General features: G+C 72.0%; 21 protein-coding genes. 9 read left to right on the top strand and 12 right to left on the bottom strand.

Going from position 1 to position 25,458, the window contains the following annotated elements:
• Window positions 1-230: 230 nt before the first annotated feature.
• On the bottom strand, window positions 231-3,170 hold the full coding sequence (locus CCO04_RS23935; protein ID WP_215816692.1) for a VaFE repeat-containing surface-anchored protein: 2,940 nt from the start codon (window positions 3,168-3,170) through the stop codon (window positions 231-233).
• 392 nt (window positions 3,171-3,562) lie between these two features.
• On the opposite strand from CCO04_RS23935, the gene CCO04_RS23930 reads away from it, so the two are divergent.
• Entirely contained in the window at window positions 3,563-4,816 is a 1,254-nt protein-coding gene (locus CCO04_RS23930) for a low temperature requirement protein A (RefSeq protein ID WP_215816691.1), read from the top strand.
• On the opposite strand, the gene CCO04_RS23925 is transcribed toward CCO04_RS23930, so the two are convergent.
• On the bottom strand, window positions 4,802-6,238 hold the full coding sequence (locus CCO04_RS23925; RefSeq protein WP_215816690.1) for an MFS transporter: 1,437 nt from the start codon (window positions 6,236-6,238) through the stop codon (window positions 4,802-4,804). The genes CCO04_RS23930 and CCO04_RS23925 overlap by 15 nt on opposite strands.
• Window positions 6,239-6,318: 80 nt before the next feature.
• Here CCO04_RS23925 and CCO04_RS23920 point away from each other — a divergent pair, with 80 nt between their 5' ends.
• Complete coding sequence (locus tag CCO04_RS23920; protein ID WP_215816689.1) at window positions 6,319-6,987, top strand: TetR/AcrR family transcriptional regulator; 669 nt, start codon at window positions 6,319-6,321, stop codon at window positions 6,985-6,987.
• A gap of 3 nt (window positions 6,988-6,990) precedes the next feature.
• On the opposite strand, the gene CCO04_RS23915 is transcribed toward CCO04_RS23920, so the two are convergent.
• Complete coding sequence (locus tag CCO04_RS23915) at window positions 6,991-8,304, bottom strand: MFS transporter (RefSeq protein WP_215816688.1); 1,314 nt, start codon at window positions 8,302-8,304, stop codon at window positions 6,991-6,993.
• Window positions 8,301-9,773 carry an NAD-dependent succinate-semialdehyde dehydrogenase gene (locus CCO04_RS23910; protein WP_215816687.1) on the bottom strand — a complete coding sequence of 491 codons (1,473 nt, stop codon included), beginning with the start codon at window positions 9,771-9,773 and terminating at the stop codon, window positions 8,301-8,303. The genes CCO04_RS23915 and CCO04_RS23910 overlap by 4 nt, the downstream gene beginning before the upstream one ends.
• A gap of 793 nt (window positions 9,774-10,566) precedes the next feature.
• On the opposite strand from CCO04_RS23910, the gene CCO04_RS23905 reads away from it, so the two are divergent.
• Window positions 10,567-11,013 carry a hypothetical protein gene (locus CCO04_RS23905; RefSeq protein WP_215816686.1) on the top strand — a complete coding sequence of 149 codons (447 nt, stop codon included), beginning with the start codon at window positions 10,567-10,569 and terminating at the stop codon, window positions 11,011-11,013.
• Window positions 11,014-11,044: 31 nt separating this feature from the next.
• On the opposite strand, the gene CCO04_RS23900 is transcribed toward CCO04_RS23905, so the two are convergent.
• Genes CCO04_RS23900 through CCO04_RS23890 form a run of 3 tightly spaced genes read right to left on the bottom strand, consistent with a single transcriptional unit; the run spans window position 11,045 to window position 14,316 of the window.
• Entirely contained in the window at window positions 11,045-12,982 is a 1,938-nt protein-coding gene (locus CCO04_RS23900) for a penicillin-binding transpeptidase domain-containing protein (protein ID WP_215816685.1), read from the bottom strand.
• A 40-nt stretch (window positions 12,983-13,022) separates the two neighbouring features.
• Window positions 13,023-13,832, bottom strand: a complete 810-nt coding sequence (locus CCO04_RS23895) for an SGNH/GDSL hydrolase family protein (protein WP_215816684.1) — start codon at window positions 13,830-13,832, stop codon at window positions 13,023-13,025.
• A gap of 43 nt (window positions 13,833-13,875) precedes the next feature.
• Window positions 13,876-14,316 (bottom strand): MerR family transcriptional regulator, encoded by a 441-nt coding sequence (locus CCO04_RS23890; RefSeq protein WP_215816683.1) that lies wholly within the window; start codon window positions 14,314-14,316, stop codon window positions 13,876-13,878.
• Between the two features lie 64 nt (window positions 14,317-14,380).
• Between CCO04_RS23890 and CCO04_RS23885 the strand changes: the two genes are divergently transcribed.
• Together CCO04_RS23885 and CCO04_RS23880 are read left to right on the top strand one after the other, a co-directional pair.
• Window positions 14,381-15,316, top strand: coding sequence for an NAD(P)/FAD-dependent oxidoreductase (locus tag CCO04_RS23885; protein WP_215816682.1), 936 nt, complete (start codon window positions 14,381-14,383; stop codon window positions 15,314-15,316).
• An 82-nt stretch (window positions 15,317-15,398) separates the two neighbouring features.
• Entirely contained in the window at window positions 15,399-16,424 is a 1,026-nt protein-coding gene (locus CCO04_RS23880; protein WP_215816681.1) for a hypothetical protein, read from the top strand.
• A 13-nt stretch (window positions 16,425-16,437) separates the two neighbouring features.
• On the opposite strand, the gene CCO04_RS23875 is transcribed toward CCO04_RS23880, so the two are convergent.
• Both CCO04_RS23875 and CCO04_RS23870 read right to left on the bottom strand, forming a co-directional pair.
• The gene (locus CCO04_RS23875) at window positions 16,438-17,058 is read right to left on the bottom strand and encodes a transglycosylase SLT domain-containing protein (RefSeq protein ID WP_215816680.1); all 621 of its coding nucleotides are present in this window, start codon (window positions 17,056-17,058) and stop codon (window positions 16,438-16,440) included.
• A gap of 16 nt (window positions 17,059-17,074) precedes the next feature.
• Entirely contained in the window at window positions 17,075-18,808 is a 1,734-nt protein-coding gene (locus CCO04_RS23870; RefSeq protein ID WP_215816679.1) for a DEAD/DEAH box helicase, read from the bottom strand.
• Window positions 18,809-18,998: 190 nt separating this feature from the next.
• Between CCO04_RS23870 and CCO04_RS23865 the strand changes: the two genes are divergently transcribed.
• Window positions 18,999-20,516, top strand: a complete 1,518-nt coding sequence (locus CCO04_RS23865) for a fibronectin type III domain-containing protein (protein WP_215816678.1) — start codon at window positions 18,999-19,001, stop codon at window positions 20,514-20,516.
• Window position 20,517: 1 nt separating this feature from the next.
• Window positions 20,518-22,071, top strand: coding sequence for a fibronectin type III domain-containing protein (locus tag CCO04_RS23860; protein ID WP_215816677.1), 1,554 nt, complete (start codon window positions 20,518-20,520; stop codon window positions 22,069-22,071).
• Between the two features lie 9 nt (window positions 22,072-22,080).
• Here CCO04_RS23860 and glmS read toward each other — a convergent pair whose 3' ends face one another.
• Window positions 22,081-23,916, bottom strand: coding sequence for a glutamine--fructose-6-phosphate transaminase (isomerizing) (gene glmS / locus CCO04_RS23855; RefSeq protein ID WP_215816676.1), 1,836 nt, complete (start codon window positions 23,914-23,916; stop codon window positions 22,081-22,083).
• 17 nt (window positions 23,917-23,933) lie between these two features.
• A complete protein-coding gene (locus CCO04_RS23850; protein ID WP_308281490.1) occupies window positions 23,934-24,197 on the bottom strand; it encodes a hypothetical protein in 264 nt (87 codons plus the stop codon).
• A 237-nt stretch (window positions 24,198-24,434) separates the two neighbouring features.
• Here CCO04_RS23850 and CCO04_RS29370 point away from each other — a divergent pair, with 237 nt between their 5' ends.
• Window positions 24,435-24,569 carry a hypothetical protein gene (locus tag CCO04_RS29370; protein WP_255319147.1) on the top strand — a complete coding sequence of 45 codons (135 nt, stop codon included), beginning with the start codon at window positions 24,435-24,437 and terminating at the stop codon, window positions 24,567-24,569.
• A 67-nt stretch (window positions 24,570-24,636) separates the two neighbouring features.
• Here the strand turns inward: CCO04_RS29370 and CCO04_RS23845 are convergent, their stop codons facing one another.
• Window positions 24,637-25,092 carry a hypothetical protein gene (locus tag CCO04_RS23845; protein WP_215816675.1) on the bottom strand — a complete coding sequence of 152 codons (456 nt, stop codon included), beginning with the start codon at window positions 25,090-25,092 and terminating at the stop codon, window positions 24,637-24,639.
• A 153-nt stretch (window positions 25,093-25,245) separates the two neighbouring features.
• Here CCO04_RS23845 and CCO04_RS23840 point away from each other — a divergent pair.
• The coding region (locus CCO04_RS23840; RefSeq protein ID WP_215816674.1) for a YceI family protein at window positions 25,246-25,458 on the top strand (213 nt) is incomplete at its 3' end.

Genomic DNA, 25,458 nt, shown 5'->3' with positions numbered 1-25,458 from the left:
TTGCGAGCCACCGCGGAAGTGCTGCCGGCGGCGACGGAGGAGCTCCGTCGCCGCCGGCAGTCGGGGACCTGGATCCACGAGGTGTGGGGATCTCGTGGGCCTGACGTCTGTCCCCGCCCGTCCACCGGGCACCCCGGAGGGGGATGGGGAGAGCGTGGCCGATCCGACCGGGCCTGGGTGGAGAAGTCCGCGGATTTTCCGCAGATGACACCCGATCGGGGGCCTACGTGTCAGTCGATCGGCACCGCCGTCACCACGACGTTCTGGCGGTAGTGGAACCCACCGCCCGGCGTCGTCGTCCGGCCGGTGCAGCTGATCAGGACCAGGCGGTGCTCACCCGTGGTCGAGAAGAACCGCGCGGGCAGCTTCTTGGTCCGCGAGAACCGCTCGATGCCGGTCACCCGGTAGCGCAGCGTCTTGCCGCCCTGCACGACCGTGACCACCTTGCCCTTGCGGATCTTGGAAAGCTTCCAGAACGCACCCGGCCGGTCGTGCCGGTCGGACACGTGGCCGGCGATGACCGTCGTACCGATCAGGTCGCCCGCCGCGGCCGACTGGGTGAGCTGACCCGTACGGGCCACGTTGCCCGGCACCTGCATCTGGCCGCGCGTGATGCCGACCAGCGAGCTGGCCGCGTTGACACCGAGCGAGGGGATCCGGATCCGGCTGACGCTGCGACGCGCCGACGGGTCCCATCCGTCCGTGCTGAACCCGGTACCGACGACCGGAGCGGCGTACGACGGCTTGCGCACGATCGTCGTCTCCGCCACCAGGCCACAGGCGTGGGTCGCGGCGGTGTTGCGGCTGTCGGCCGTGGTCGAGGCCACCCAGGTGTAGTAGCCCGTGCGGTTCACGTGCACCGACGGCGTTGTGATGGTGCCGTTGGCCGGCGCGAAGGCCACCGTGCGCACCGCAGTCGCCGGCGTGCAGGTGATGTCGGCCCGGGAGGCGAACGGTCCGTACAGCGTGGCCGAGCCGGTCGCGCCGTGGCCGGGGACGAAGCCCTTGATCGTGACCTTGTCGAACACCGCGGTGCCCGGCTTGACCGTGCGCTGCGAGGCCTCGGTCGTCAGGGAGACCTTCGCCTGCCCCGGCAGGACGGGGCTCTTCACGTCGGTGGTCTCCGTGGCCAGACCGCACGCGTGGCTGGCCGCGGTGTTGCGGTCGTTCGCGCTCAGGTGGACCTGCCACGTGTACAGCCCCGGCTGGTCGACCGTGATCGTCGGCGTCGAGATCGTCCCGTTGGCCGGCGTGAAGGTCACCGAGCCCACCGCGTTGGCCTCGGTGCACACCGACGCGTCGACGCTGCTGAGCGGTCCGTACAGCGTGGCCGTGCCCGTGCTCGCCGGAGCGCCGCCCGGGACGAGACCGGTGACGGTCACGACGTCGTGCAGCGCGACGCTGCCGCCCTCGAGGGTGATCGTGGCCGCGCTGGCCTCGGTGGTCACCGTCGGCGCGGCCTTGTCGACGGACACCGTCTGGGCGATGTCGTTGATGTCCTCGTGCGAGGCCACCACCGGCGCCTGGCCGGTGACCTTCAGCTGCTCGAAGGCGACCAGCGACTGCCCGGCGTACCCGGCAGGAACCGTGAACTCCACCTCGACCGTGCCGTTGGCCGAGGCCGGCGTGAAGGTCTTCGAACCCGTGATGCCGGTGGCCGAGCCGTCCGACTTCTTCATCAGCTCACCCGTGACCGTGTACGACGTGCCGGGCACGAGGTTCTGGTAGGCGATGGTGTCGACGACGGTGCCGCCGCCCGCGGGGATGGCGTGGTCACCGTCGGCCTTGTCGGTCAGCGTGGTGCCGATGCTCGGCGCCGGCGCCACCGTGACCGTCTGGGCGGTGTCGTTGATGTCCTCGTGCGAGGCCACCACCGGCGCCTGACCGGTGACCTTGAGCTGCTCGAAGGCGACCAGCGACTGCCCGGCGTACCCGGCAGGAACCGTGAACTCCACCTCGACCGTGCCGTTGGCCGAGGCCGGGGTGAAGGTCTTCGTGCCCGTGATGCCGGTGGCCGAGCCGTCCGACTTCTTCATCAGCTCACCCGTGACCGTGTACGACGTGCCGGGCACGAGGTTCTGGTAGGCGATGGTGTCGACGACGGTGCCGCCGCCCGCGGGGATGGCGTGGTCACCGTCGGCCTTGTCGGTCAGCGTGGTGCCGATGCTCGGCGCCGGCGCGGCGGCCCAAGCGGCCGCGGCCGTACCGGTGGTGGTGGCGGTGCTGGCGGCGACCAGGACCATCGACTGCCGGTGGCTGCCGGCGGTGGGCGTACCACCGCTGGTCGTCGGCACCGAGATGACCGTGCCGGTGCCGCCGGAGCCCTGGGCGGTCACGGTGACCGTGGCCGAACCAGCGGTCGTCGAGCCGCGCAGGTCGAGGTAGATCTCCTGACCGTCGACCACGGACGCCGCGTTGATCGGCGCGCCGGCGCCGTCCGTCAGGGTCACGCCCGGCGCGACCGAGACGCTGACCGTCGGCTGGTTCGTGTGCACGGTGAACGGGCCGACCAGGGTGCCGGCCTGCTGGGCACCGGCGGGAGCGGTCACCGACGCGGTGACGGCGGGGCTGGCCGCCAGGGTGTTGCCGGCGTTGATCTTGCCGATGAGGTACCAGTACGCGGCCTCCGCGTTGGCCTCCGAGTCGGAGCCCGCCCAGTTCCAGTTCGAGTCCCAGCCGACGTCGGTGTAGCGCCAGATGGCGTACTGGACGGCCTCGACGGCGTCCTTCTGCGACAGGCCCGGGACGCCCGCGGCGGTCGCGAAGTCCGCCAGGCTGAGCGCCGGGTAGCTGTTGGCGAGGATCCACAGCACCTTGCCGGGCACCGTCGGGTCGGTGTCGTACAGGTTCGCGCCCAGGAAGGACGAGACGTCGCCGGCGACCGCGGTGGTGTTCGTCTTGGCCGAGACGTTGTGCTCGATGCAGTACGCCCAGAAGTCCGGGGTGCCCGGGTTGGCGGTGTCAGCCGGTACCGGGCTGTAGACGGCGTGCATCGACGATCCGCTGTGGCCCTGGGTCAGGGACCCGATCCAGACGGTGTCGCCAGGTGCCGGTGTCGTTCCCGCGGACGCCGACGGCGTCCACGGCGACACGACGGCGGCGCAGAGGGCGAGCGCCAGGCCCACCACCCACGCTCGCCATGCAGGATGGCTCGAAGTCGAGCTGCTCATAGACCTGTCCCCTTCATCTCGGCGCCGCCCCTGGAGTGCCCAGCGCGGCTTGTTCGTTCGTCACGGGTGCCCGTTGCTCCCCCCGGGCCCACCGGCAGCCCCCACGGCACGTCGGTGTGCGGCGTACGGGGGGCTGATCGGCGCGATCTCCCGTCACTTCGAGAACGACCTACCGGGCGATCGGCGCTGGCTCCGGGCCCAGATGACCCCCATTCGGGGGTCATCTGTGATACGGTTCCAAGGTCACGCTTCTGTAGCGCGATCGGCGTTCTCATGTACGTCGGACGCCGCTGGCGACCGTTCCTTACGCCGATCGACCCCACAATCTTTCTCGCGCGTGTCGGCACGCGCCCGGTCGGCAAGCCCGCAGATCGCGGCCTAGACTCCCGCGCATGTCCGAGCAGACCGCCGTTCCGAACGTCCGTCACCGCACCCGTCGGATGCTCGGCCGCGATCCGCACGAGGGCCACCGGGCCGCGACCCCCCTCGAGCTGCTCTTCGACCTGACCTTCGTGGTCGCCTTCGGCACCGCCGCCAACGAGCTGGCCCACGCGGTCGCCGAGGAGCACGTCTGGGCGGGCATCCTCGGGTTCTGCTTCGCGACGTTCGGTGTCTCGTGGGCGTGGATCAACTTCACCTGGTTCGCCTCGGCCTATGACACCGACGACTGGATCTACCGGCTCACCACCATGCTCCAGATGATCGGCGTGCTGGTGTTCGCGATCGGCCTCAAGCCGATGTTCACCTCCATCTACGAGCACGGCGAGACGCTCGACAACGACGTCATGGTCTGGGGCTATGTCGTCATGCGGGTCGCGATGGTCCTGCAGTGGTGGCGCGCTGGCCGGCACGACACAGCACGGCGACCGGCCTGCCAGGCCTATATCATCTCGATCCTCGTCGCCCAGGTGTTCTGGTGCGCGCTCGCCCTGGTCGACCTGCCGGTCGGGACGACGTTCGCGCTCATGGTCATCCCGTTCCTGATCGAGATCGGCGGCCCGGCGTACGCCGAGACCCGCCGCGGCGGGACGCCCTGGCACGCCCACCACATCGCCGAGCGCTACAGCCTCATGGTCATCATCGCCCTCGGCGAGGGGATGATCGGCACGATGGCCGCGATCAGCGAGCTCTCCACCGACGGCCTGACCTGGGACATCGCGTGGCTCGCCCTGGCCGGGATCTCGCTGACCTTCGGCATCTGGTGGAGCTACTTCGTGATCCCGTTCGCCGACATCCTGCATGCCCACCGCGAACGCTCGTTCTCGTTCGGCTACGGACACATGCCGCTCTTCGGCAGCATCGTCGCGGTGGGCGCCGGCCTGCACGTGGGCGCCTACTACCTCAGCCACGAGTACCACATCGGTCTGGTCGGCTCGGTGCTCTCCGTGGCGATCCCGGTCGCGCTGTTCACCGCCTTCCTGTACGCCGGCTACACCGTGCAGACCCGCAGCTTCGACTCGCTCCACGTGGTCCTGCTGGCGATCTCGGCCGCGCTCGTCGTCGGCTCGGTGCTGCTCGCCGCCGCGGGGGTCGCGCTGGTCTGGTGCCTGCTGGTCGTGGCGCTCACGCCGTGGGTGACGGTCGTCGGCTACGAGCTCCGGGGCTACCGGCACAACCTCCGGGTGCTCGGCTCACTCGACGGCTGAGCGCCGCGGGGCGAGTACCACGCAGACCGCCAGGGCCAGCGCCAGCAGGCAGCCCGCGACCAGGAAGCCCCGTGCGTAGCCCGCGTTGAGCGCGACCAGCGGCGGGCCGCCGTGGTCGCGGGTCGTGCTGTCGGCGATGGTGACCAGGATGGCCAGGCCGATGCTGCCGCCGATCTGGCGCGCCGCGTTGAGGACGCCGCTCGCCAGGCCCGCCTCCGCCGGGTCGACCCCGCTCGTGCCGACCATCGTGGCGGTCACGAAGCACGCGCCCAGGCCCACGCTGGCCACGATCGACGGGCCGAGCAGGTTGCCGACGAAGCCACCGTCGACGTCGATCGTCGCGAACCAGCCGATCCCGATCGCGGTCAGCGCCAGCCCGCCCACGAGCGGCCAGAAGGGCCCGCGGGCCGCGGCGACCCGCATCCCGACCATGGTCCCGGCGACGGTGCCGATGCTGAACGGCACGAACGACAGCCCGGCCTGCAGCGGCGTGTAGCCCAGGACGTTCTGGAGGTAGAGCGAGGCCAGGTAGAACGCGCCGAACTGGCCGAGGGCGATGAAGAAGATCAACGTCCCCGCCACGGCCAGCGAGCGCTGGCGGAACAGCCCGAGCCGGACCAGCGGCTCGCGCGCGACCCGCGCCTCGACGTACACGAAGGCGAGACCGAGCAGCACGCTCAGGCCGAGCAGCCCCAGCGTGTGCGCCGAGCCCCAGGAGTAGCGGTCGGTGCGCACGACGGCGTACACGAGCAGCGAGGTCGCCGCCGTCACCAGCACCGCGCCCAGGAGGTCGAGCCGGGGCCGGCGCCGCGGCAGGTCACGGACGGCGACGAGCGCCAGCGGGATGGCGAGCGCCGCGATCGGCAGGTTGACGAAGAACACCCACGGCCAGCTCAGCGCCTGGGTCAGCGCGCCGCCGAGCAGGACGCCGCTGGCGCTGCCGAAGCCGGCCACCATCGACCAGATCCCGAGCGCGCGACGGCGCTCGGGCCCCTCCGGGAAGGTGGTCGTGATGATCGTCAGGCTGACCGGGAGGAGCACGGCGCCGGCGATGCCCTGGATCGCGCGGGCGGCGATCAACTGACCGGGGTCCTGGGCGAGCCCGGCCGCGAGCGAGGTGATCGCGAAGATGCTCAACCCGAGCAGGACCGCCTTGCGGCGCCCGAACAGGTCGGCGATCCGGCCGCCGAGGAGCAGCAGTCCGCCGAAGGTCAGCGTGTAGGCGTTGACCACCCACTGCAGGTCCGCGGAGGCGAAGCCGAGGTCGTCGCGGATCGAGGGCAGCGCGACGTTCACCACCGTGATGTCGAGGACGACCATCAGCTGGCACAGGCAGACCACGGCCAGGACCAGGCCGGGACGGCGCTGGGCGGCGGCCGTCGGGGCCTCCGGTGACGTGGCGAGGGGGGCGGGGGATGACATGCGAACTCCCTCTTGGACAGTGTCCAATAAGGTAACCCTAAGTTGCTGGCGTGCCAACCCATTTATGGCACGGTGGTCCCGTGTCCGCCCGTCCCTCCCGCTCGCCGGTGACTCCCGAACGGGTCGTCACGACCGCCCTCGAGCTCACCCGGGAGCACGGCATCGACGGCTGGAGCCTGCGCGACCTGGCCACCGCCCTCGACACCTGGCCGAACACGATCACCCACCACGTCGGCACCCGCGAACAGGTCTGCGTCGCGGTCGTCGACCGGGTCGTCGCGGAGATGACGAACCCGCCGGCGGACCTGCCCTGGCAGGAGTGGTTCCGGACCTTCCTGACCGACGGCCGCACGGTGCTGCGCCGCTACCGCGGGGTCGCGCTCCGGCTCAGCCGCGACGGCGCCGGCGTACCGGCCGCGATGCCGATCATGGAGCGCGGGGTGACGCTGCTCCTCGACGCCGGCTTCGGCGCGGACGCGCCCCGGGCGTACTCGCTGCTGCTCAACAGCGCCATCCTGCTCGTCGCGCTCGGCGACGAGCGGACCGCGGCGGGGGTCGGCGCGGGCGACGTACCGGCGCGGATGCGCAAGGTCGCCCCCGCCCCCGGGACGGCGCCCGCCTGGGAGGCCATGCACGCCTACTTCGACACCTGGTCGGAGGACGCCGAGGCGGCGTCCGCCGCGGTCTTCGACTTCAACCTCGACCGGGTGCTCGCCGGCCTCGAGGCGAGCCTGCCGACCACCGGCTGAGGCTCACCCCTCGTCGCGCAGCGGGTGCGCGATCTCGTCGGCGGGCAGCCGCGCCGCGACCACCGCGACGATCGCGACCACGACGGGGACGACGGCCGCGATCGTGAACGTCGCCTTGAGCCCGATCAGCTCGGCGACCGGTCCGGCGAGCGCCATCGAGACCGGCATCAGGCTGATCGAGACGAAGAAGTCGAGCGAGGCCACCCGGCCGAGCAGCTCGGGCGGCACCCGGCGCTGGAGCAGCGTCCCCCACAGCACCATCGGCGCCGCGAACAGCGCACCGATCACCGCCGCGGCCGCGACCACCTGCCAGACCGCCGTCGCGAACCCGACCGCCAGGAACGGCAAGCAGCCCGCGCCCCACATCAGCATCATCCAGGTCAGGTAGCGCCGCGGCATCGGCCGCGAGGCCGTCACCAGCGAGCCCACCGCGCCGCCGAGGCCGAAGCCCGCCATCACCAGCGCGTGGTCGCGCGGACCGCCGCCGAGGTCGTCCTTGATCAGGAACGGCACCAGGACCTCGAGCGGCCCCATGATCACCAGGATCATCACCGACGCGAACAGCAGCGAGGCCAGCAGCCACGGCGTCCGCACCATGTAGGCGAAGCCCTCGCGGATGTCGGCCAGCGCGGTCGCCAGCGCCGCCGCCTCGGTGCCGCTCTCGGTCGGGGCCGGCTTCTCCCGGCGCACCGCCGTCAGCGGCACCAGGGTCAGCACCAGCAGCCCGGCCAGGTAGGCCGCCGCGGCCACTGCGATCGCTGCCGACGAGGACGCCGCACCCACCACCGCGCCGGCCACCGCGGGCCCGAGCGCCTGGCCGATCGTCGGGCGGACCATGCCCTCGAAGCCGTTGACCGCGAGCAGGTCCTCCTCGGGCACCAGCGCCGGCAGCCAGGCCGAGTAGGCCGGGTAGTAGAACGCCATCGCCATCCCGGCGCCCGCCGCGACCACGGCCAGGTGCCACAGCTGGGTCAGGTCGGCGAACGACAGCACCGCGACGAGCACCATCCCGGCCAGCTCGACCGAGGTGGTCACCAGCAGGATGAGCTTCTGCGGCACCCGGTCGGCCACCACGCCGCCCAGCAGCGCCGGCACCAGGACGCCGACCGCGCCCGCCGTCGTCACCAGCGACAGCGCGCTGGCGCCGCCGCCGATCCGGATCACCTCCCAGACCAGCGCCACCACCCAGACGCCGCCGCCGAAGCTGGTCAGCACCAGCGACGACCCGAGCCGCCGGTAGGACGCGTGCCGGAACGGCCGGAAGGCCCGCAGCCACCCCCGTGGGGCGGGCGTCAGCGGGGTGAGCTGCTCGGTCACGTCACCGGCAGTGCGACGTACGTCGTGTCGAGGTACTCCTCGATGCCCTCGAAGCCGCCCTCGCGACCGAACCCGCTCGCCTTGACGCCACCGAACGGCGCGGCCGGGTTGGACACCAGACCGGTGTTGATGCCGAGCATCCCGGTCTCGAGCCGCTCCGCCAGCCGGATGGTGCGGGCCAGGTCGCGGGTGTAGGCGTAGGCGGCGAGGCCGTACTCGGTGGCGTTGGCCAGCCGGATCGCCTCGTCCTCCTCGGTGAAGGTCGTGATCGGCGCGACCGGTCCGAAGATCTCGTTGCGCACCGCGTCGGCGTCCGCCGGCACGTCGGCCAGCACCGTCGGCGGGTAGAAGAAGCCCGCGCCACCCTCGGGCGCCTGTCCTCCCGTGAGCAGCCGCGCGCCACGGTCGACGGCGTCGTCGACCAGCGCGGCCACGGAGGTGACCGCCTTGTCGTCGATGAGCGGACCCACCTGGACGCCGACCTCCTGGCCGCGCCCGACCTTGAGCGCACCCATCCGCTCGGCGAGCCGGGTCCCGAACTCCTCGGCGACGCTCGCCTCCACCAGGAACCGGTTGGCCGAGGTGCACGCCTCGCCCATGTTGCGCATCTTCGCGATCATCGCGCCCTCGACGGCCGCATCGAGGTCGGCGTCGGCGAACACCAGGAACGGCGCATTGCCGCCCAGCTCCATCGACACCCGCTGGAGCTGACCCGCCGACTGCTCCACGATCCGCTTGCCCACCGACGTCGACCCGGTGAAGCTCACCTTGCGCAGCCGCGCGTCCGCCTGGAGCGTGCTGCTCAGCCCACCCGAGTCGGTCGTCGTCACCACGTTGAGGACGCCGGCCGGCAGCCCCGCCTCCTCGAGCAGCGCCGCCAGCAGCAGCATCGTCAGCGGCGTCTGCCCCGCGGGCTTGACCACCATCGTGCACCCCGCCGCGATCGCCGGCCCGATCTTGCGGGTGCCCATCGCCAGCGGGAAGTTCCACGGCGTGATGAACAGGCACGGCCCCACCGGCTTGCGCACGGTCAACAGCCGGCTCCCACCCGCCGGGTTCTGCATCCACCGGCCATGGATCCGCACCGCCTCCTCGGAGAACCACCGCAGGAACTCGGCGCCATAGGTCACCTCACCCTTGGCCTCCCCGATCGGCTTGCCCATCTCGAGGCTCATCACCAGCGCCAGGTCGTCGGCATGCTGGGTCACCAGCCCGAACGTCCGCCGCAGGATCTCGCCCCGCTCCCGCGGCGCCGTCGCCGCCCACGCCTCCTGAGCCCCCGCCGCCGCATCCAGCGCCGCGCGGGCGTCGTCCAGCGTGCCGTCGGCGACATCGGCCAGCACCGACCCGTCCGCCGGATCGAGCACGTCGAACCGCGCCCCGCTCCCGGACGGCACCCACGCGCCCCCGACGTACAGCTGGCGGCGCGACTCGGGCAGCAGGTGGTGCAGGCGCTCACGGAAGCTCATGCGCCCACTCTTGCACTCCGCTCCTCGACGAGGCAGGGGCAACGACGCGGGATCCGGTCCGTTACGCCGGACGCCGAGAAAATCGTCGATTCGGCTTTGACCCTCACGACCCACGCGCTATCGTGAGTCCAGTCGTACTTCGGAGGGAGCACCGATACGACATGAGCCCCTTGTCGACCCCATGCGATGAGGGGCTCGCTCCGTTTTCCGCACCGTGACCAGTCGTTCTGCGCACAGCTCGACCCGTTCCGTTGTGGCTCGCCCGACACCGTGCTTGCATGCCGGGCTATGACTCGGACTCTCGGACTCTCCACCCTGGCCCTGCTGACGGCCACCGCGCTGGGCGCGAGCCTCGCCGCGCCGACCTCGGCCACTGCCGACTACCACCCCGCCGCCGACGCCGCCGCGCGGGTGACGTCGGCGGCCTCGACCACGTTCAAGGTGACGACCTACAACATCAAGACCAAGGACGCCGCCCATCCGTGGAAGAAGAAGCGCGCGCAGGCGTTCCAGGACCAGATCGAGTTCCTGGCCCCCGACATCCTCGGGCTGCAGGAGGTCAGGAAGAAGAGCAACGAAGAAGAGCAACAAGGACCTCGACGCCAGGCTCGCCGGCACCTACAGCGTCGTCCGGGCGAACCTGCAGGCCAAGCTGTCGATCTACTTCCGGGACGATCGGTTCAAGAAGATCGACCAGGCCACGGGCAAGCTCACGGACGGCTCGAAGGCCTGCCCCGGCGCTCGCTACATCCGGGCGGACCTCCAGGACCGGACGACCGGGAAGGTCTACTCGGTGTGGTCGGTCCACTTCACCGCGTTCGACTGCCTCAAGAGGAGGATCGAGCAGGCCAAGAAGGTCCGGGCCCTGGTCGCGCAGCGGCCGACCGGGGCGATCCCGATCGTCGTCGGCGACCTGAACAACACCACTCCGAAGTGCTCGTCACCGAAGAAGAAGGGCAAGCCGATCCGGCTGCTCGACCTGGCCAGCTCCGGGGCAGGGGCGTTCGACCTCAACCCGACGGTCGCGATGAAGGCGGCCTGCAGCTCGGCCAACGCGACCTTCAACACGGGCTGGAACACCCGCCGCAGCGATGACCGCAGCCGTTGGGACTACATCTTCGCCGATCAGGGCCTGACCGTCTCCGGTGTGGACATCCACAAGCAGTGGTACGACCTCGGCAGCGGCACGACCTCGCCGTCGGACCACTACGCGGTGTCGGCGGTCCTCGCCGCTCCGTGATCCGCAGCTACCGGCGAGCGGGGCCGGACCTTCAGCGGGCGCCGCGCAGGAAGGCCTCGAGCAGCGGGCCCGCGGTCTGGGAGCCGGACTGACCGGTCTCGACGAACACCGCGACGGCGAGGTCGCCCTGGGCGGCGATCATCCAGGCGTGGGTCTTGATGGTGCCGCCGTCGGCGTACTCGGCGGTGCCGGTCTTGGCGATCACCTCCGGCCCCGGTACGTCGAGCAGCCCGCGCCCGCTGCCGCCGGTGACGACCCCGCGCAGCATCGCCTTGACCTGGCGGGCCTCGGCGGCGGTGAGCGGGGTGGTGGCGGAGGGGACCGCGACCTTGACCTGGTCGACGAGGCGGGGGACGACGGTCTTGCCGGCCTGGATGCTGGCGATCACGGTGGCCATCGCCATCGGCGAGGCGAGGACCTTGCCCTGGCCGATCAGGTCGGCCGCGCCCTCGGTCTCGCTGACGGGCTTGGCCGGCACCTCCCCGAAGTACGACGGGAACCCCAGGTCGTGGTCGACCCCCAGGCCCAGCGTGGCCGCGGCCCCCGACAGGTCGCCGTCGGACAGGTCGGCGCGCTGGTTGATGAGCGCGGTGTTGCACGACTGGGCGATCGCCTCGCGCAGCGGGATCGTGCCGATCGCGGAGCCCGGGTAGTCGGAGTAGTTCTTGAACTGCTTGCCGTTGACGGTGACCGTCGGGGTGCAGCGCACGGTCGTGTCGGGGGTCAGGCCGGCGCGCAGGAGAGCGAGCGAGGTGACGGCCTTGAAGGTGGAGCCGGGGGCGAACTGGCCGAAGGTGGCGTAGTTCTGGCCGCCGGTGCCCGACCCGTTGGCGGCGGCGAGGATCGAGCCGTCGCTCGGGCGGATCGCGACCAGGGCACTGGCCGGACCGACGTCGGCGAGGACCTGCTCGGCGAGGGTCTGGAGGCGCTCGACCAGGGTGATCGCGAGGCTCTTGCCGGCGACGGCGTCGTGGCGGTAGAGCTCGCGGCTCTGGGCGTCGTCGGCGGCGGGCACGGCGCGGACCACTCGTCCGGGCGTGCCGCGGAGCTGGTCGTCGTAGCGGGCCTGGAGGCCGGAGATGCCGGCGACATCGCCGCTGCGGTAGGCGTCGGGGTCCTTCTCGACCATCTCGGCGGTGACCGGGCCGACCCGGCCGAGGATCGGCGCGGCGAAGTCGCGCGAGGGGCCGAGCGAGAGCTGGGCGCTGACCTGGTGGGCGCCGGTGATGGACGAGATGCGCTCGCGCACCCCCTGCGGTACGGCGTCCGCGCGGTAGGTGATCGCCTCGACGAACGCGCGCGGCCCGGCGTCCTTGACCGCCTTGACGAACGGCGCCACGTCGATGCCGACCAGCCGGGCGAGCGCGCGGGCCGAGGCCGGCGCGTCGGCGACGGGCACCCGGATCCGGTCGATGCCGACCCGGACCACCGAGCGCTCGGTGACCAGCACCGAGCCGCCCGCACCGGTGATGTCACCACGATCGGTCGGCAGGGTGACCGCGTCGAGCGTGTCGCCCTCGGCGAGGTCGGGCGCGACGAGGTCGGGCGCCCACGTGACCGACCAGCGGTCGCCGTCCTGGACGAGTCCGACGGTGGTCTCGTAGGTCCACGGGTCGACGCCGTCGACCACCGGCCAGGACCAGGCGAGGGTGGCGGTCGGCTTCGTCGCCTCGTCGTCGACCTCGCGGACGGTGACCTTGGGGGCGATGCCGTCCATGCCGGCCACGAGGTCGGCGTACGCCTTGCCGACCTTGGCGCCGTCGGCACCGGCGAACGGGACGGTGGCGAGCGGGTCGGGGGCCGGGGAGGCACTCTTGTCGCCCTCGACGGGGGTCGCGGCGACCGTCAGCGCACCGGCGAGCTGGGCGACGACGGCCTGGGCGCGCTTGCCGGAGTCGTCGCCGGAGCAGGCGCTCAGCGCACCCGCCAGGACGAGGAGGGTGCCGAGGGCTGCCGAGGATCGCCGCATGCGACGGTTCTACCAGCCGGGCACGACGGAACCGGAACGCTCAGCCGACGAGCAGCCCCGCGACCAGCGGCTGGTAGCCGGAGGAGTGCCCGAGCCGGTTGGGGTGGTAGCTCTCGCTGATCGGGTTCGACAGCCCGTTGAGCCACTCCGGCGCGTCGCAGACCGCGTGCCCGGTGAAGCGCGAGGTCGGGTTGGCCCACTTGAAGCCCTTGGCGCTCGCCGCCGCGGACAGCTTGGCGTTGAGCAGGTCGGCGGTCGCGTTGAGCCGGGTCTCCTCGGCGGGCGAGAAGAAGGTCGCCGCATTGCAGTCCTCCCCCATGAACAGCCGCGGGTAGCCGACCACGACCACCACCGCCGTGGGCGCCTTGGCCTTGATCGCGGCGTACAGCGTCGCGAGCCGACCCGGCAGGGTGCCGTTGATGAACGCCTGCGCCTTGTCGATCGCCGCATTGCAGTTGGACATCCAGCCCGGCTTCGCGCACTCGGTGAGGACCCCGGTGAAGCCCGCGTCGTTGCCGCCGACGGAGATCGACACGTAGTCGGTGCCGCTCGACAGCACGCCGAGCTGGCCGCTCGTCACGGTGCTGACGGTCGCGCCCGAGCAGGCCTGGAAGCTCAGCGCGTAGCCCTTCTGGGCCGCCACCAGCCGCGGATAGGCGTACGACGAGCGCTGGCAGCTCGTCCCGTCGCTGAGGTAGCTGCGGGTGCCGACGCCGGAGGAGTACGAGTCCCCCAGCGCGACGTACGACGGCGCGGCGGCCTGAGCCGGACCGGGGACGCCGACGACGGAGACGAGCGCGGCCGCGAGACCGGCGCCGAGGGAGAGCAGTGCACGAGCGGTCCGAGACATGACGCCGCCTTCACGGGAGCGGAATGTGAGCCAGGTCACTCCATCACGAGTGACGGACTCCTGACAACGGCAGCCCCCGCCGGGTGCCCTCGACCACGTCGGAGACGTGCGCACGGAAGCCCGGGCAGGTTGCGATGTCGTGCGCGCGACACTCCAGCGCGTGCTCGGTCATGTGCCGCGACCGCTCGAGCTCGGCCTGCCGGCGGTCGAGCTCGGCCAGGTGCTGCCGGAGCGCGTCACGGCGCCCGTCGGCGGTCGCGTCGACGAGGACCCGGATCTGGTCGAGACTCATCCCCGAGGCCTTGCTGACCAGGATCACCGCGACCCGGTAGGCGTCGTCCTCGACGTAGACCCGGCGCCCGGCGCTGTCGCGCTCGGGCTCCAGGAGACCCTTGTCCTCCCAGTGGCGCAGCACGTGGGGCTCCAGCTCGAACCGCTCCGCCAGCTCGCCGACCGACCACTTGACCTCACGACTTGACTTCATGTTGACATGAAGTCACAGGCTGTTGACCTGCGCAAGTCCACCATCTCGTGCGAAGGAGATCCTCATGAACGCAGCACAGCCCTCCGAGCGGTATGACGTCGCCGTGGTCGGCGCCGGTTCGGCCGGCCTGCAGGCCGCCCAGACCCTCGGCCGGATGCACCAGCGCGCCGTCGTGCTCGGCACCGACCGCTACCGCAACGATCCCGCCATCCACATGCACAACTTCCTCGGCCACGACGGCGAGCCGCCCGCCGAGCTGCGCGTCGCGGCCCGCAAGGACGCCGAGCAGTACGACGACGTGGAGTTCCGCGACGTCGAGGTCCTCCGCGTCTCCGGCGAGCTCGGCGACTTCACCCTCGACCTCGCCGACGGCACCCACCTGCGGGCCACCCGGGTGCTGCTCGCCACGGGCGTCACCGACCACCTCCCCGACGTCCCCGGCGTGGCCGAGCAGTTCGGCGACCTGGTCGCACACTGCCCCTTCTGCCACGGCCACGAGTTCGCCGGCCGGACCGTCGGCATCCTCGGCGCCGGCCCGCAGGCCGCCCACTTCGCCGGGATGCTCGCCCCGATCGCCGGCGACCTCGTCGTCCTGGCCGACGGCGCCGACCTGGACGAGGCGACCACCGCGGCGCTCGCGCGGGTGGGGGCCCGGGTCGTCGGCGAGCCGGTGCGCGCGGTGCGTCGTACCGAGGTGGGGTTGGCGGTCGACCTCGGCGACGACACCTCGCTCGACCTCGGCGGCCTCTTCGTCAAGACCGAGTGGACCCAGGCGACCCCGTTCGCCGAGCAGCTCGGCCTCGACGTGACCGAGCTCGGCGCGGTCGTCGTCGACGTCCTGGGCCGCACCAGCGTCCCCGGCGTCTTCGCCGCCGGCGACCTCGCCGCCCCCGCCGGCCTGCCCATGCCGATGGCGTCGGTGCTCATCGCGGCCGCGGCCGGGATGGCGGCTGCGGCTGGGTGCGTGGCCGACGCGGCGGTCGCGCGCACCGGGCACTGACCTCGGCCCGTTCCGGGCACACGCCCGGGGAATCGGTGCCAGGCTCACCCCGGGAGTGGAGCACCGCGGGAGGGCAGCGAGGGTGGAGCGAAAGACGATCGGCGTGGTCGCGGTGGTCGCCGTGCTCGCGAGCGGGGCGGTGGCGACCGCCGGACTGCTCGCGCCGGGCACCGGCCGTGTGGACGTGCCTGACGAGGTCTCCAGCAGCCGGCCCGCGCCGTTCTACATCGCCGACGGCGTGATCCACGACGGCGACCGCGAGGTCGACACCGGCGACGCCATCATCGGATTCGCCAACTCACTGGAGCGGGTCGCGGGCGGCTGGCTGCTCGGCAAGTGGGAGGACGACACGAACGACGCCTACCTGGTGAGCGAGGACGGCGGTGTCCGCAAGGTCGCCAGCCTCCCGTACGGGACAGTGTGGGACGTCCACGCCGCTGGTCGGCGCCTGGCGTTCGTGCACGGCCGGCGCTACCAGTGGCTCGACCTGACCGATCCGGCCGCCCGGGCGCGGGACTTGCCGCTCCGTCCGGCCGGCCGGCCGACCGGGGACATCGGCTGGTCCGGCGACGATGTCATCGCCGGCTGGCTCCCGGCCGGCAGCAAGCAGCCCGCGCTGGTCGTGCATCACACCGACGGGAGCACCGAGGTGATCAGCAAGGGCGCCCCGGTCGACCAGATCTCCGCGTCGCCGGACGGTGCGTACGTCGTCGGCACCGACCGCGAGGCCGAGGGCGACCCGTTCTCCTGCCTGGCCGGCCGCCCGGTCGCCGATGCGGAGAACCGGTGGCCCCGCCGGATCTGCGACGAGTACATCATCAGCACCTCGCCGTACTCGCCGGACGGCACGCGGTTCGTCAGCGTGGCGTGGGCCCTCAACGCGGATGGGGCTTCCGCGGTCGTCGTCCGCGCCGCCGACGACGGCCGGAGGCTCAGCCGGTTCGCCACCGGTTCGCTCACCAACGACGTGACCTGGGCCGGGCCGGACACGATCGCGTTCGTGCACGACCGGACCCTGCAGTACTGCTCGACGGACGGGTCCTGCGCGCAGGTCGCCAACGCCGCGGAGTGGCTGACGGCGGGCACCGACACCGGCGTCACGCGCTGACGCGCAGGACTGCTCAGTACCAGCCGACCCGCTCGGAGTGCTCCCACGCCTTCTGCGCGCTGCCGTAGCGCGCGGCGATGTAGGCCAGCCCCCAGCGGATCTGGGTCTCCGGGTTGGTCCGCCAGTCGCTGCCCACGACCGCCATCTTGGACGCCGGGAGCGACTGCGGGATCCCGTAGGCACCCGAGCTGGGGTTCTCGGCGAGGTGGTTCCAGCCGGACTCGCGCGCCCAGAGGGCGTCGAGGTAGCGCCACTGGTCAGCGGGGAAGCCGAACTCCAGCAGGAGCTGGTAGCCCAGCGCCCGGTTGGTGCCGCGGTCGATGCCGGCCGGGACGGGTGCCTGCGGGAGGCGCTTGGCGATCCGCTCGGCCCGGCGGGCGAGCTGGGCCATGATCTCCACGGTCGGTACGTCGGCGCGGGCGCCGGAGTCGCGGGAGACCTCCGTCGGCCGGTCCACCTGGGTCGGCGACGCCGACGCCGACGGGGACGCAGAGCCGGGCAGGCCGGAGGGGGTGACCGCTGCGGGATCCGCGGCGCCCGCGGGCGTCGTACCGCTGCTGCCGCCGCAGGAGGACGCCAGCAGCGCGACCGCGGCACAGGCCGCGGTCGCGAGCATCCGGCGCGGACCCCCCATGGGGCCCGACCCTAGGTCAGTCCTGGGGCTTGCGCGAGCGCTTCGGCGGGCCGAAGTCGCGCGCGAGCTCGATGAGCTTGCCGCTGATCCGGGTCGACTTGAGCTTCTCCCAGGCCTCGGGCGGGAGGTTCGCGGGGAGCTCCACGATGGAGTAGTCCGGCCGGATCGTGATCTTGCCGAAGTCGCGCCGGTCGAGGCCGCCCTCGTTGGCGAGCGCGCCGACGATCTGGCGGGGCTCGACGCGGTGGCGCTTGCCCACCTGGATCTTGTACGACGTCAGGTGGGCGCCCGAGCGCGAGCCGCGGTCGCGACCCCGGCCACCGCGGTCGCCGTCGTCGGAGCTCCAGTCGCGCTTGCGGTGGTCGCCCCGGTCGCCCCGGTCGCCTCGGTCGTCGAACCGGCCGCGGCGCGGCTCCGGCTCGGGCTCGAGGAGGAGCGGGGTGTCGCCCTGCATCGCGATGGCGAGGGCGGCGGCCACGTCGACCTCGGGCACGTCGTGCTCGCGGATGTAGTGACCGACGACGTCGCGGAAGAACTCGATCTGCGGCGACTCGAGGGCCGCGGTGATCTGGTCGTCGAAGCGGGCGAGGCGGGTCACGTTGACGGCCTCGACGCTCGGGAGCTGCATCTGGTCGAGCGTGGAGCGGGTCGCCTTCTCGATGTGCTTGAGGAGGTAGCGCTCGCGCGGGGTGACGAACGAGATCGCGTCACCGCTGCGGCCGGCCCGGCCGGTCCGGCCGATCCGGTGCACGTAGGCCTCGGTGTCGGTCGGGATGTCGTAGTTGACGACGTGGCTGATCCGCTCGACGTCGAGGCCGCGGGCGGCGACGTCGGTGGCGACGAGGATGTCGAGCTTGCCGTCCTTGAGCTGGTTGACGGTGCGCTCGCGCTGCTGCTGGGCGATGTCGCCGTTGATCGCGGCGGCGCTGTAGCCGCGGGCGCGCAGCTTCTCGGCCAGCGTCTCGGTCTCGCTCTTGGTGCGGACGAAGACGATCATCCCCTCGAAGTTCTCGACCTCGAGGATGCGCGTCAGCGCGTCGACCTTCTGGGGGTAGCTGACGATGAGGTAGCGCTGGGTGATGTTCTCGGCCGTACGCGTCTTGCGCTCGATCGCGATCGACACCGGGTCGTTGAGGTACTTCGACGACAGCGCCTTGATCTGCTTCGGCATGGTCGCCGAGAACAGCGCGACCTGCTTGTCGGTGGGGGTGTCGGCGAGGATCGTCTCGACGTCCTCGGCGAAGCCCATGTTGAGCATCTCGTCGGCCTCGTCGAGCACCAGGAAGCGGAGCTGGCTGAGGTCGAGGGTGCCCTTGTCGAGGTGGTCCATGATCCGGCCGGGCGTGCCGACGACGATGTGGACGCCGCGCCGCAGGGCGGAGAGCTGGACGCCGTAGCCCTGGCCGCCGTAGACCGGGAGGACGTGGACGCCGCGCAGGTCGGCGGCGTACTTCTCGAACGCCTCGCAGACCTGGAGCGCGAGCTCACGGGTGGGCGCGAGGACCAGCGCCTGCGGCGTCTTCTGCGACAGGTCGAGGCGGTCGAGGATCGGCAGCGCGAACGCGGCGGTCTTGCCGGTTCCGGTCTGCGCGAGACCCATCACGTCCCGCCCGTCGAGCAGGTGCGGGATGGTCTGGGCCTGGATCGCCGACGGCGACTCGTAGCCGACACCCTTGAGGGCTTTCAGGATCCGCTCGCCGAGACCGAGGTCGGCAAACGTGGCGGTCTCGTGCTCTGCGGTCTCACTCACCCGTCAAGGGTAGTGCCGTGAGCCTTCTCACCCCTGATCGTCGGCGCGGTGCGCTCAGTCACCCTCGGCCGCGTGGCAGCCCGAAGCACCGGGACCGAGGTCCCGACGCTCACGGAAAGGATGCACCCCGGCCGGTCACGACGTACGGTCGTGTCCGGAGTTTTACCCAAATTTGAGGGAGCACGATCCGGTGACGCGTACGACGAGGACCCCGCTGGCACTGCTGCTGGTCGCCGTGCTGGCGATCTCGGCGAGCCTGGCCGCCCTGACGACCACGCCCGCCCAGGCAGCCGACGTGGCCGCGCGCAAGAAGCCCGCCCCGGTCAGCGCGGTCACCCTCGGCGACGCCCGCATCTCCGGCAGCAAGGCCAACGTCCCCCTGTCGTGGCGCAAGGCCGCCGGCGCGAAGACGTACCAGGTCCTCTGGGCCCCGACCCGGACCATGAAGAAGGCGCGGTCGACGACCGTCCGCAAGCGCTCCGCCACGGTGCGCGGGCTGGCCGTCGGCAAGACCTGGTGCTTCCAGGTGCGCGGGGTCGCGGGCAAGAAGAAGGGCAAGCGCTCGGCACCGGTGTGCCTGCGGGTCGCCAAGCCGGGTCAGTCGACCTCGCCGTGGGTCAAGGCGGCCACGATCACCGGGTCCGGTACGTCCGCCCGCACCCAGCTGACCGTCGCCTGGCGGGCGACCGCCGGAGCCCGGGCCTACGAGCTCGACTACGCGATCACGCCCGAGCCGGTCACCAAGTACCCGCTCTGGGAGAACAAGGCCCGGCGTACCGCCCGGTCCAGCACCAACCAGGTGGTCCTGCCCGGCCTGACGCCCGGCAAGATCTACTGCTTCCAGGTCCGCGCGATCACCTCCGGCGGCACCAGCGACCGCAGCCCGACCCACTGCAAGTACACGATGACCCCGGACCGCCGGAAGCCGTCGACCTCCCAGGAGCTCGACCTCGCGACCTGGAACATCTGCGCCAGCCCGGTCGCGTGCCGCACGCATCCCTTCGACCGGCGGGTCAGCGCGATCGCCGACCGGATCAAGAAGGCGAACGTCGACGTCGCCGCACTGCAGGAGACCCCGCCCGCCGCGGCGAGCGACCTCGCGCGGCTGCTGCCGGGCTACGAGCTGGCCTGCTCCGCCGCGGCCGAGGTCGTGTTCGTGCGGACCTACCGCTACACCGTGGTCGACAGCAGCGACACCACCGGAGGTCCGCGCACCAACCCCGGCGCCTGCTGGGCGGAGGTCGAGCCGGCCAACGGTGGTGCGAACGTCGTGATCGTCAGCCTGCACCTCAAGCCGGGCCCGACCGCGGCCGACGACCGGGACCGCAGGGCCCAGGCGAGCACGCTCGTCAACTGGATCCGGACCCGGTTCCCGAGCACCCCCCTCGTGCTCGCCGGTGACACCAACTCCAACCGCGGCCACGACCTCGACGGGCCCCGCCTGGTGTGGGAGCCCGCCGGACTCATGGACGCCTACGACATCGCCGGAGCCTTCCTGAGCCAGCCCTCGCTGAACTCGATGAACAACTGGGAGACCACCCCGAAGGAGTCCACCCGCTGGGGTGCGCACATCGACCGGGTGTTCTCGTCGGCCGGCATCCACGTGGCGAGCTGGAAGATCGACGAGCCGATCAGCAACGGCCGGTACACCGACTTGCTCTCCGACCACAGCCTGGTCCGCACCGAGCTCGAGATCCCCGTCCGCTGACATGAACGGCGCCTGCTCCCCCGCCCGCACCACCACCCTCGTCCTCGCCGCGCTCGCGATGGCGATCGCCCTCCTCGGCACCCTGCCCCCGCCGGCGGCCGAGGCGGCGCGGGCGGCGCCGCCCGGCAAGGCCAAGCACGTGCGGCTGGTGCAGCCGACGATCTCGGGCGACCGGGCGGGCTTCACGGTCAAGTGGGACCGCGCCAAGCGGGCGCGGACCTACCGGGTGCGGTGGTCGACGTCGCCGACGATGGCCGGCGCCAGCGGTACGTCGACCCGCGGCCGGTCCGTCGTGCTGCGCAACCTCGCCCAGGGGGTGAGCTACTGCGCCCAGGTGCGCGCCAAGGCGGGTTCCCGGAAGGGGCCGTGGTCGCGCCCCGTGTGCCGTACGACGCCCCGGCTCGACCGGGTCGGTGCGCCCTGGGTGTCGGGACAGGTCGTCCAGGGGGCGTCGCCGAGCACCATCGCGGTGACCTTCTCCTGGCCGCGGGTGGCCGGTGCGACCGGCTACCAGGTCGACTACGCGCCGGGCACCGGCGCGGTGCAGTCCAACCGCAAGCGCAAGAGCGTGAAGGCCGACATCTCGGGCTCGCGGACGGTGCGCGGGCTGACCCCCGGCGCCACCTACTGCTTCCAGGTGCGCGCGCTGAGCAAGTGGGGCACCGGGCTGAGCAGCACCACCGGCTGCCGGCTCCTCACCCGCGCCGAGCGGACCCCGCCGCCGCGCGCGTTCGCGCTCGACCTCGCCACCTGGAACGTGTGCAGCACGATGTGCACCAAGCCGTCGTGGGCCAAGCGCCAGACGGCCGTGCGCGACCGGATGCTGCGGATGAACGCCGACGTCATCGCCGTCCAGGAGGCGATCGCGGCCACGCCCTACCTCAACACCAACCTCAGCGGCTACACCCGCGGCTGCCAGGTGGGCGACGGCACCGCCGCCCAGGGCAACACGGTCGGCCGCCAGGCCCTCTACGTGCGCACGTCGACCTACCGCGTGGTCGCGGGAACCAACCAGGGCATCATCTTCAGCCAGGTCGGCGGCATCTACCCGTCCCACGGCGCCTGCTGGGTCGAGGTCCAGGACATCAAGACCGGCCAGCACGTCGTCGTGGCGAGCGTGCACCTGGTGCACCCCATCGGCGCCAAGTACGACAAGGGCCGCGACAAGCAGACCCTCGAGCTGCTCGGCGCGATCGCGACCCGCTACGCCGGCCGCCCGATGCCGCCGGTGGTGCTGGGGGGCGACTTCAACTCCCACCGCCAGCGCGCGTACGACGGCCCGCGGGCGCGTCTGGAGGCCAACGGCTACCGCGACTCGTTCGACATCGCGGCCCGCTTCCTGACGCCGACCTACCGCAATTCCGCGCACGGCTGGGCGACCACGCCGCTGGTCACCCCGCGCACGGGCAACCACCTCGACCGGGTGTTCACCTCGGCCGGTGTCCACGCGGCGAGCTGGCGGATCGACGAGCCGCTGACGGCCGACGGGCGCTACTACGCCGGGCTGCTCTCCGACCACAGCCCGGTCATCACGTCGCTGCGGATCCCCTACTGAGGGACCGGTTCACTCGACGGTGACCGACTTGGCGAGGTTGCGCGGCTTGTCGATGTCGTGACCCAGGCTCAGCGCGGCGTGGTACGCCAGCACCTGCAGGGGGATCGTCAGCAGGATCGGGTCGAGCTCGCGCGCACTCCGGGGTACGTCGATGCGGGCCGCGCTCGCCCCGGCATCGCCGAGGTCGACGCCCGCGTGGGTGACGACGACGAGCGGGCCGCCCCGGGCGGCGATCTGCTCCAGGGCGGCGACATTGCGCTCGACGAGCTCGTCGTCGGGGACGATCGCGACGGTCGGCACCTGGGAGGAGATCAGCGCGAGCGGACCGTGCTTGAGCTCGCTGGTCTGGTAGGCCTCCGCGTGGCGGTAGCTGATCTCCTTGAACTTCTGGGCGCCCTCGCGGGCGACCGGGAATCCGCGCACCCGGCCGACGAAGAACAGGCTCTCGGCCTCGGCCAGCCGCTTCGCGACGAGCGCCAGGTCCTCCTCGGTGGCGAGCACCTGCTCGATCTGGTCGGGGAGCGCGGTGAGGGCCGCGATGAGGCGCTTGCCGTCGGCGATCGAGAGGTCGCGCACCCGGCCGAGCTGGATGGCGAGCATCGCGAACGCGAGGTACATGTTGGTCAGCGCCTTGGTCGAGGCGACCGCGACCTCCGGGCCGGCGTGCAGGTAGATGCCGCCGTCGACCTCGCGGGCGATCGCCGAGCCGACGACGTTGACGAGGCCGATCACGCGACCGCCCTTGCGGCGTACCTCCTGGACGGCGAGGAGGGTGTCGATGGTCTCGCCGGACTGGCTGACCGCGACGTAGAGCGTGTCGGGCTCGATGATCGGGTTCCGGTAGCGGAACTCGCTGGCCGGCTCGGCGTCGGCAGGCACCCGGGCCAGCTCCTCGATCAGCGAGGCGCCCATCTCACCGACGTAGTACGCCGACCCGCAGCCCAGGATCTTGACCCGCCGGATCGCGCGCAGCTCGCGCGCGTCGAGGTTGAGCCCGCCGAGGTGACCGGTGCCGAAGCGCTCGTCGAGCCGTCCCCGCAGTACCGCCTCGGCGCGGGCGGGCTGCTCCCGCATCTCCTTGTGCATGAAGGAGTCGTGCTCCCCCGCGTCGTACGCCGTGGGGTCGATGTCGACCTCCTTGGCCCGGCGGTCGGTGGCCGAGAGCCCCGACGGGTCGATCCGGTAGGTCGTGAAGCCGCTCGCCGTCACGGTCGCCATCTCGCCGTCGTCGAGGTGCGCGACGGTCGTGGTGTAGCGGACCAGCGCGGCGAGGTCGGAGGCGACGTGCATCTCCTTGTCGCCGACGCCGATGATGAGCGGGCTGCCGTTGCGGGCCACGACGAGCCGGTCGGGGAAGTCGGCGTGCGCGACCGCGACGCCGTAGGTGCCCTCGACCCGGGCCAGCGCCTCGGCGGTCCGCTGCTCCAGGGTGGCCTCGGTCGAGCGGGCGACGAGGTGGGCGAGCACCTCGGTGTCAGTGTCGGAGACCAGGACGACGCCAGCCTCGGCGAGCTCGGCGCGCAGCGCCGCGGCGTTGTCGATGATCCCGTTGTGCACGACCGCGACCCGGCCGGCCGTGTCGGAGTGCGGGTGGGCGTTGGTGTCGTTGGCCGGGCCGTGGGTGGCCCAGCGGGTGTGCCCGATCCCGATCTTGCCGCCGAAGCGCTTGGGCAGGGTCTCGGCGAGGTCGCGCACCCGGCCGGCGCGCTTGGCCACCTTGAGCCCGCTGCCGCCGAGGACGGCCAGGCCCGCCGAGTCGTAGCCGCGGTGCTCGAGGCGGGTCAGTCCCTCCACGAGCACGGGGGCCGCCTGCTGGGCGCCGATGTAGCCGACGATGCCGCACATGGTCTTCTGGTTCTCCCTCAGCCGTAGATGATCCGTCGCAGCTGCCGCTCGGAGAGGTCCGGCGGGGCGACGACGGTCGCCCGGAGCTCCTCGCGGAGCCGGGTGAAGATCTGCTCATTGCGCGCGCCGTAGGTCTTCAGCTCGCGGTGCCGGCGACGGACCCACTCCTCGACGGGCTCGTCGTGGAAGGCCAGCACGTCCTGGATCAGTCGCGCCGCCTCCGCGGCGTCCATCCCGCTGCTGTCCTGGACGTGGCGCAGCAGCCGCGGGTCGACGTACACCCGGAGGAGCGTGCCGGATCGCGGGACGTTGTGCAATTTCCTGCCCGGAATCGGGCAAGAAGCAGACCCCTTCGACGACGTCTCACCGGCGAGATGCGCTCAGTGGAGGACGAGCGCCGTCTGGCGGCCGATTCCAGGGGTCGAGGTGGAGCGTTGGAGCCGGTCCGAGCCGTTTTCTGGCCCGCGGAGTGGAGGGCGTGCTATCTTGGTGAACACAAGGTGAACAGGAGGTGACCCATGACCAACACCAACGTGACCACTCATCTCGAGATGCGCTGGCTGCCCGTGACCGGCGCTGACGGCCGCACGCGGATGGAGGCTGTCTGGGTCGAGGTCGGCCAGCCCGTGGCCGCGCACTCGCACGCAGCCTGACGCAGCTCGACTCGTACCGACGACGAAGGCCCGCCCCCGACGACCGGGGGCGGGCCTTCGCACGTGCTCAGTCGAGGACCGCGAACGCGCCGACCTTGAGCCGCCCGTGCACCCGGACCACGTGGATCTCCGCGCCCGCGCCGGCGTAGCAGACCACCGCGGAGCGCTTCCACAGCGAGCGCTCACAGCTCCCGGCGCTGGCCAGCGCGCCGTACCGGTCGCCGCCGTAGGTGCGCTCGTACCACTTGACCTCGCTCAGCGCGACGCCGTGCGCGCCGCCCACCGAGCGGGCGCGCACCTGGCGCCAGCGACCCTGGTCGGCGAGCCGACCCCAGGCGCGGGCGAAGCGCTGCGCCGTACGATGGTCGATCGGCCGCGCCGTGGAGGCGGCCGGGACGGCCAGGCCCGCCGCCGGGGCAGGTGCTGCCGCAGCGACCGGCGCCGCGAGGACCGGCGGCGGGACCGCGACCGCGAGGCCGGCGAGCAGCACGGCGAGAGCGACGAGTCGGGGGATCGCGGTCACGTCCGGAACCTACCGAACCGGGGCCGCATTTCTCTGCACGTTCATCTTTGTGACCCAGGACACGCCTTGCCGGGGAATGGTTGACGTGTCACCATTGGTTCCATAGTCGTTGACGATTCAACGAACCTCGCCACCACCAAGGAGCCCAGCACCATGACCGAGTCCGCAGCCCTCACCGACATCAGCGGCGACTACACCCTCGACACCGCCCACAGCCGCCTCGGCTTCGTCGCCCGCCACGCGGTCGTCACCAAGGTCCGCGGCCAGTTCACCGACTGGACCGCCACCGCCCACATCGACACCGCCAACCCCGCCGCCTCCTCGGTCACCCTGACCATCAACCCCGCCAGCGTCAGCACCGGCAGC

This window comes from Pimelobacter sp. 30-1 (assembly GCF_018831735.1).
Classification (GTDB): domain Bacteria; phylum Actinomycetota; class Actinomycetes; order Propionibacteriales; family Nocardioidaceae; genus Nocardioides.
The sequence above is the reverse complement of the archived record's forward strand: the minus strand, read 5'-3'. Positions and strand labels throughout refer to the sequence as shown.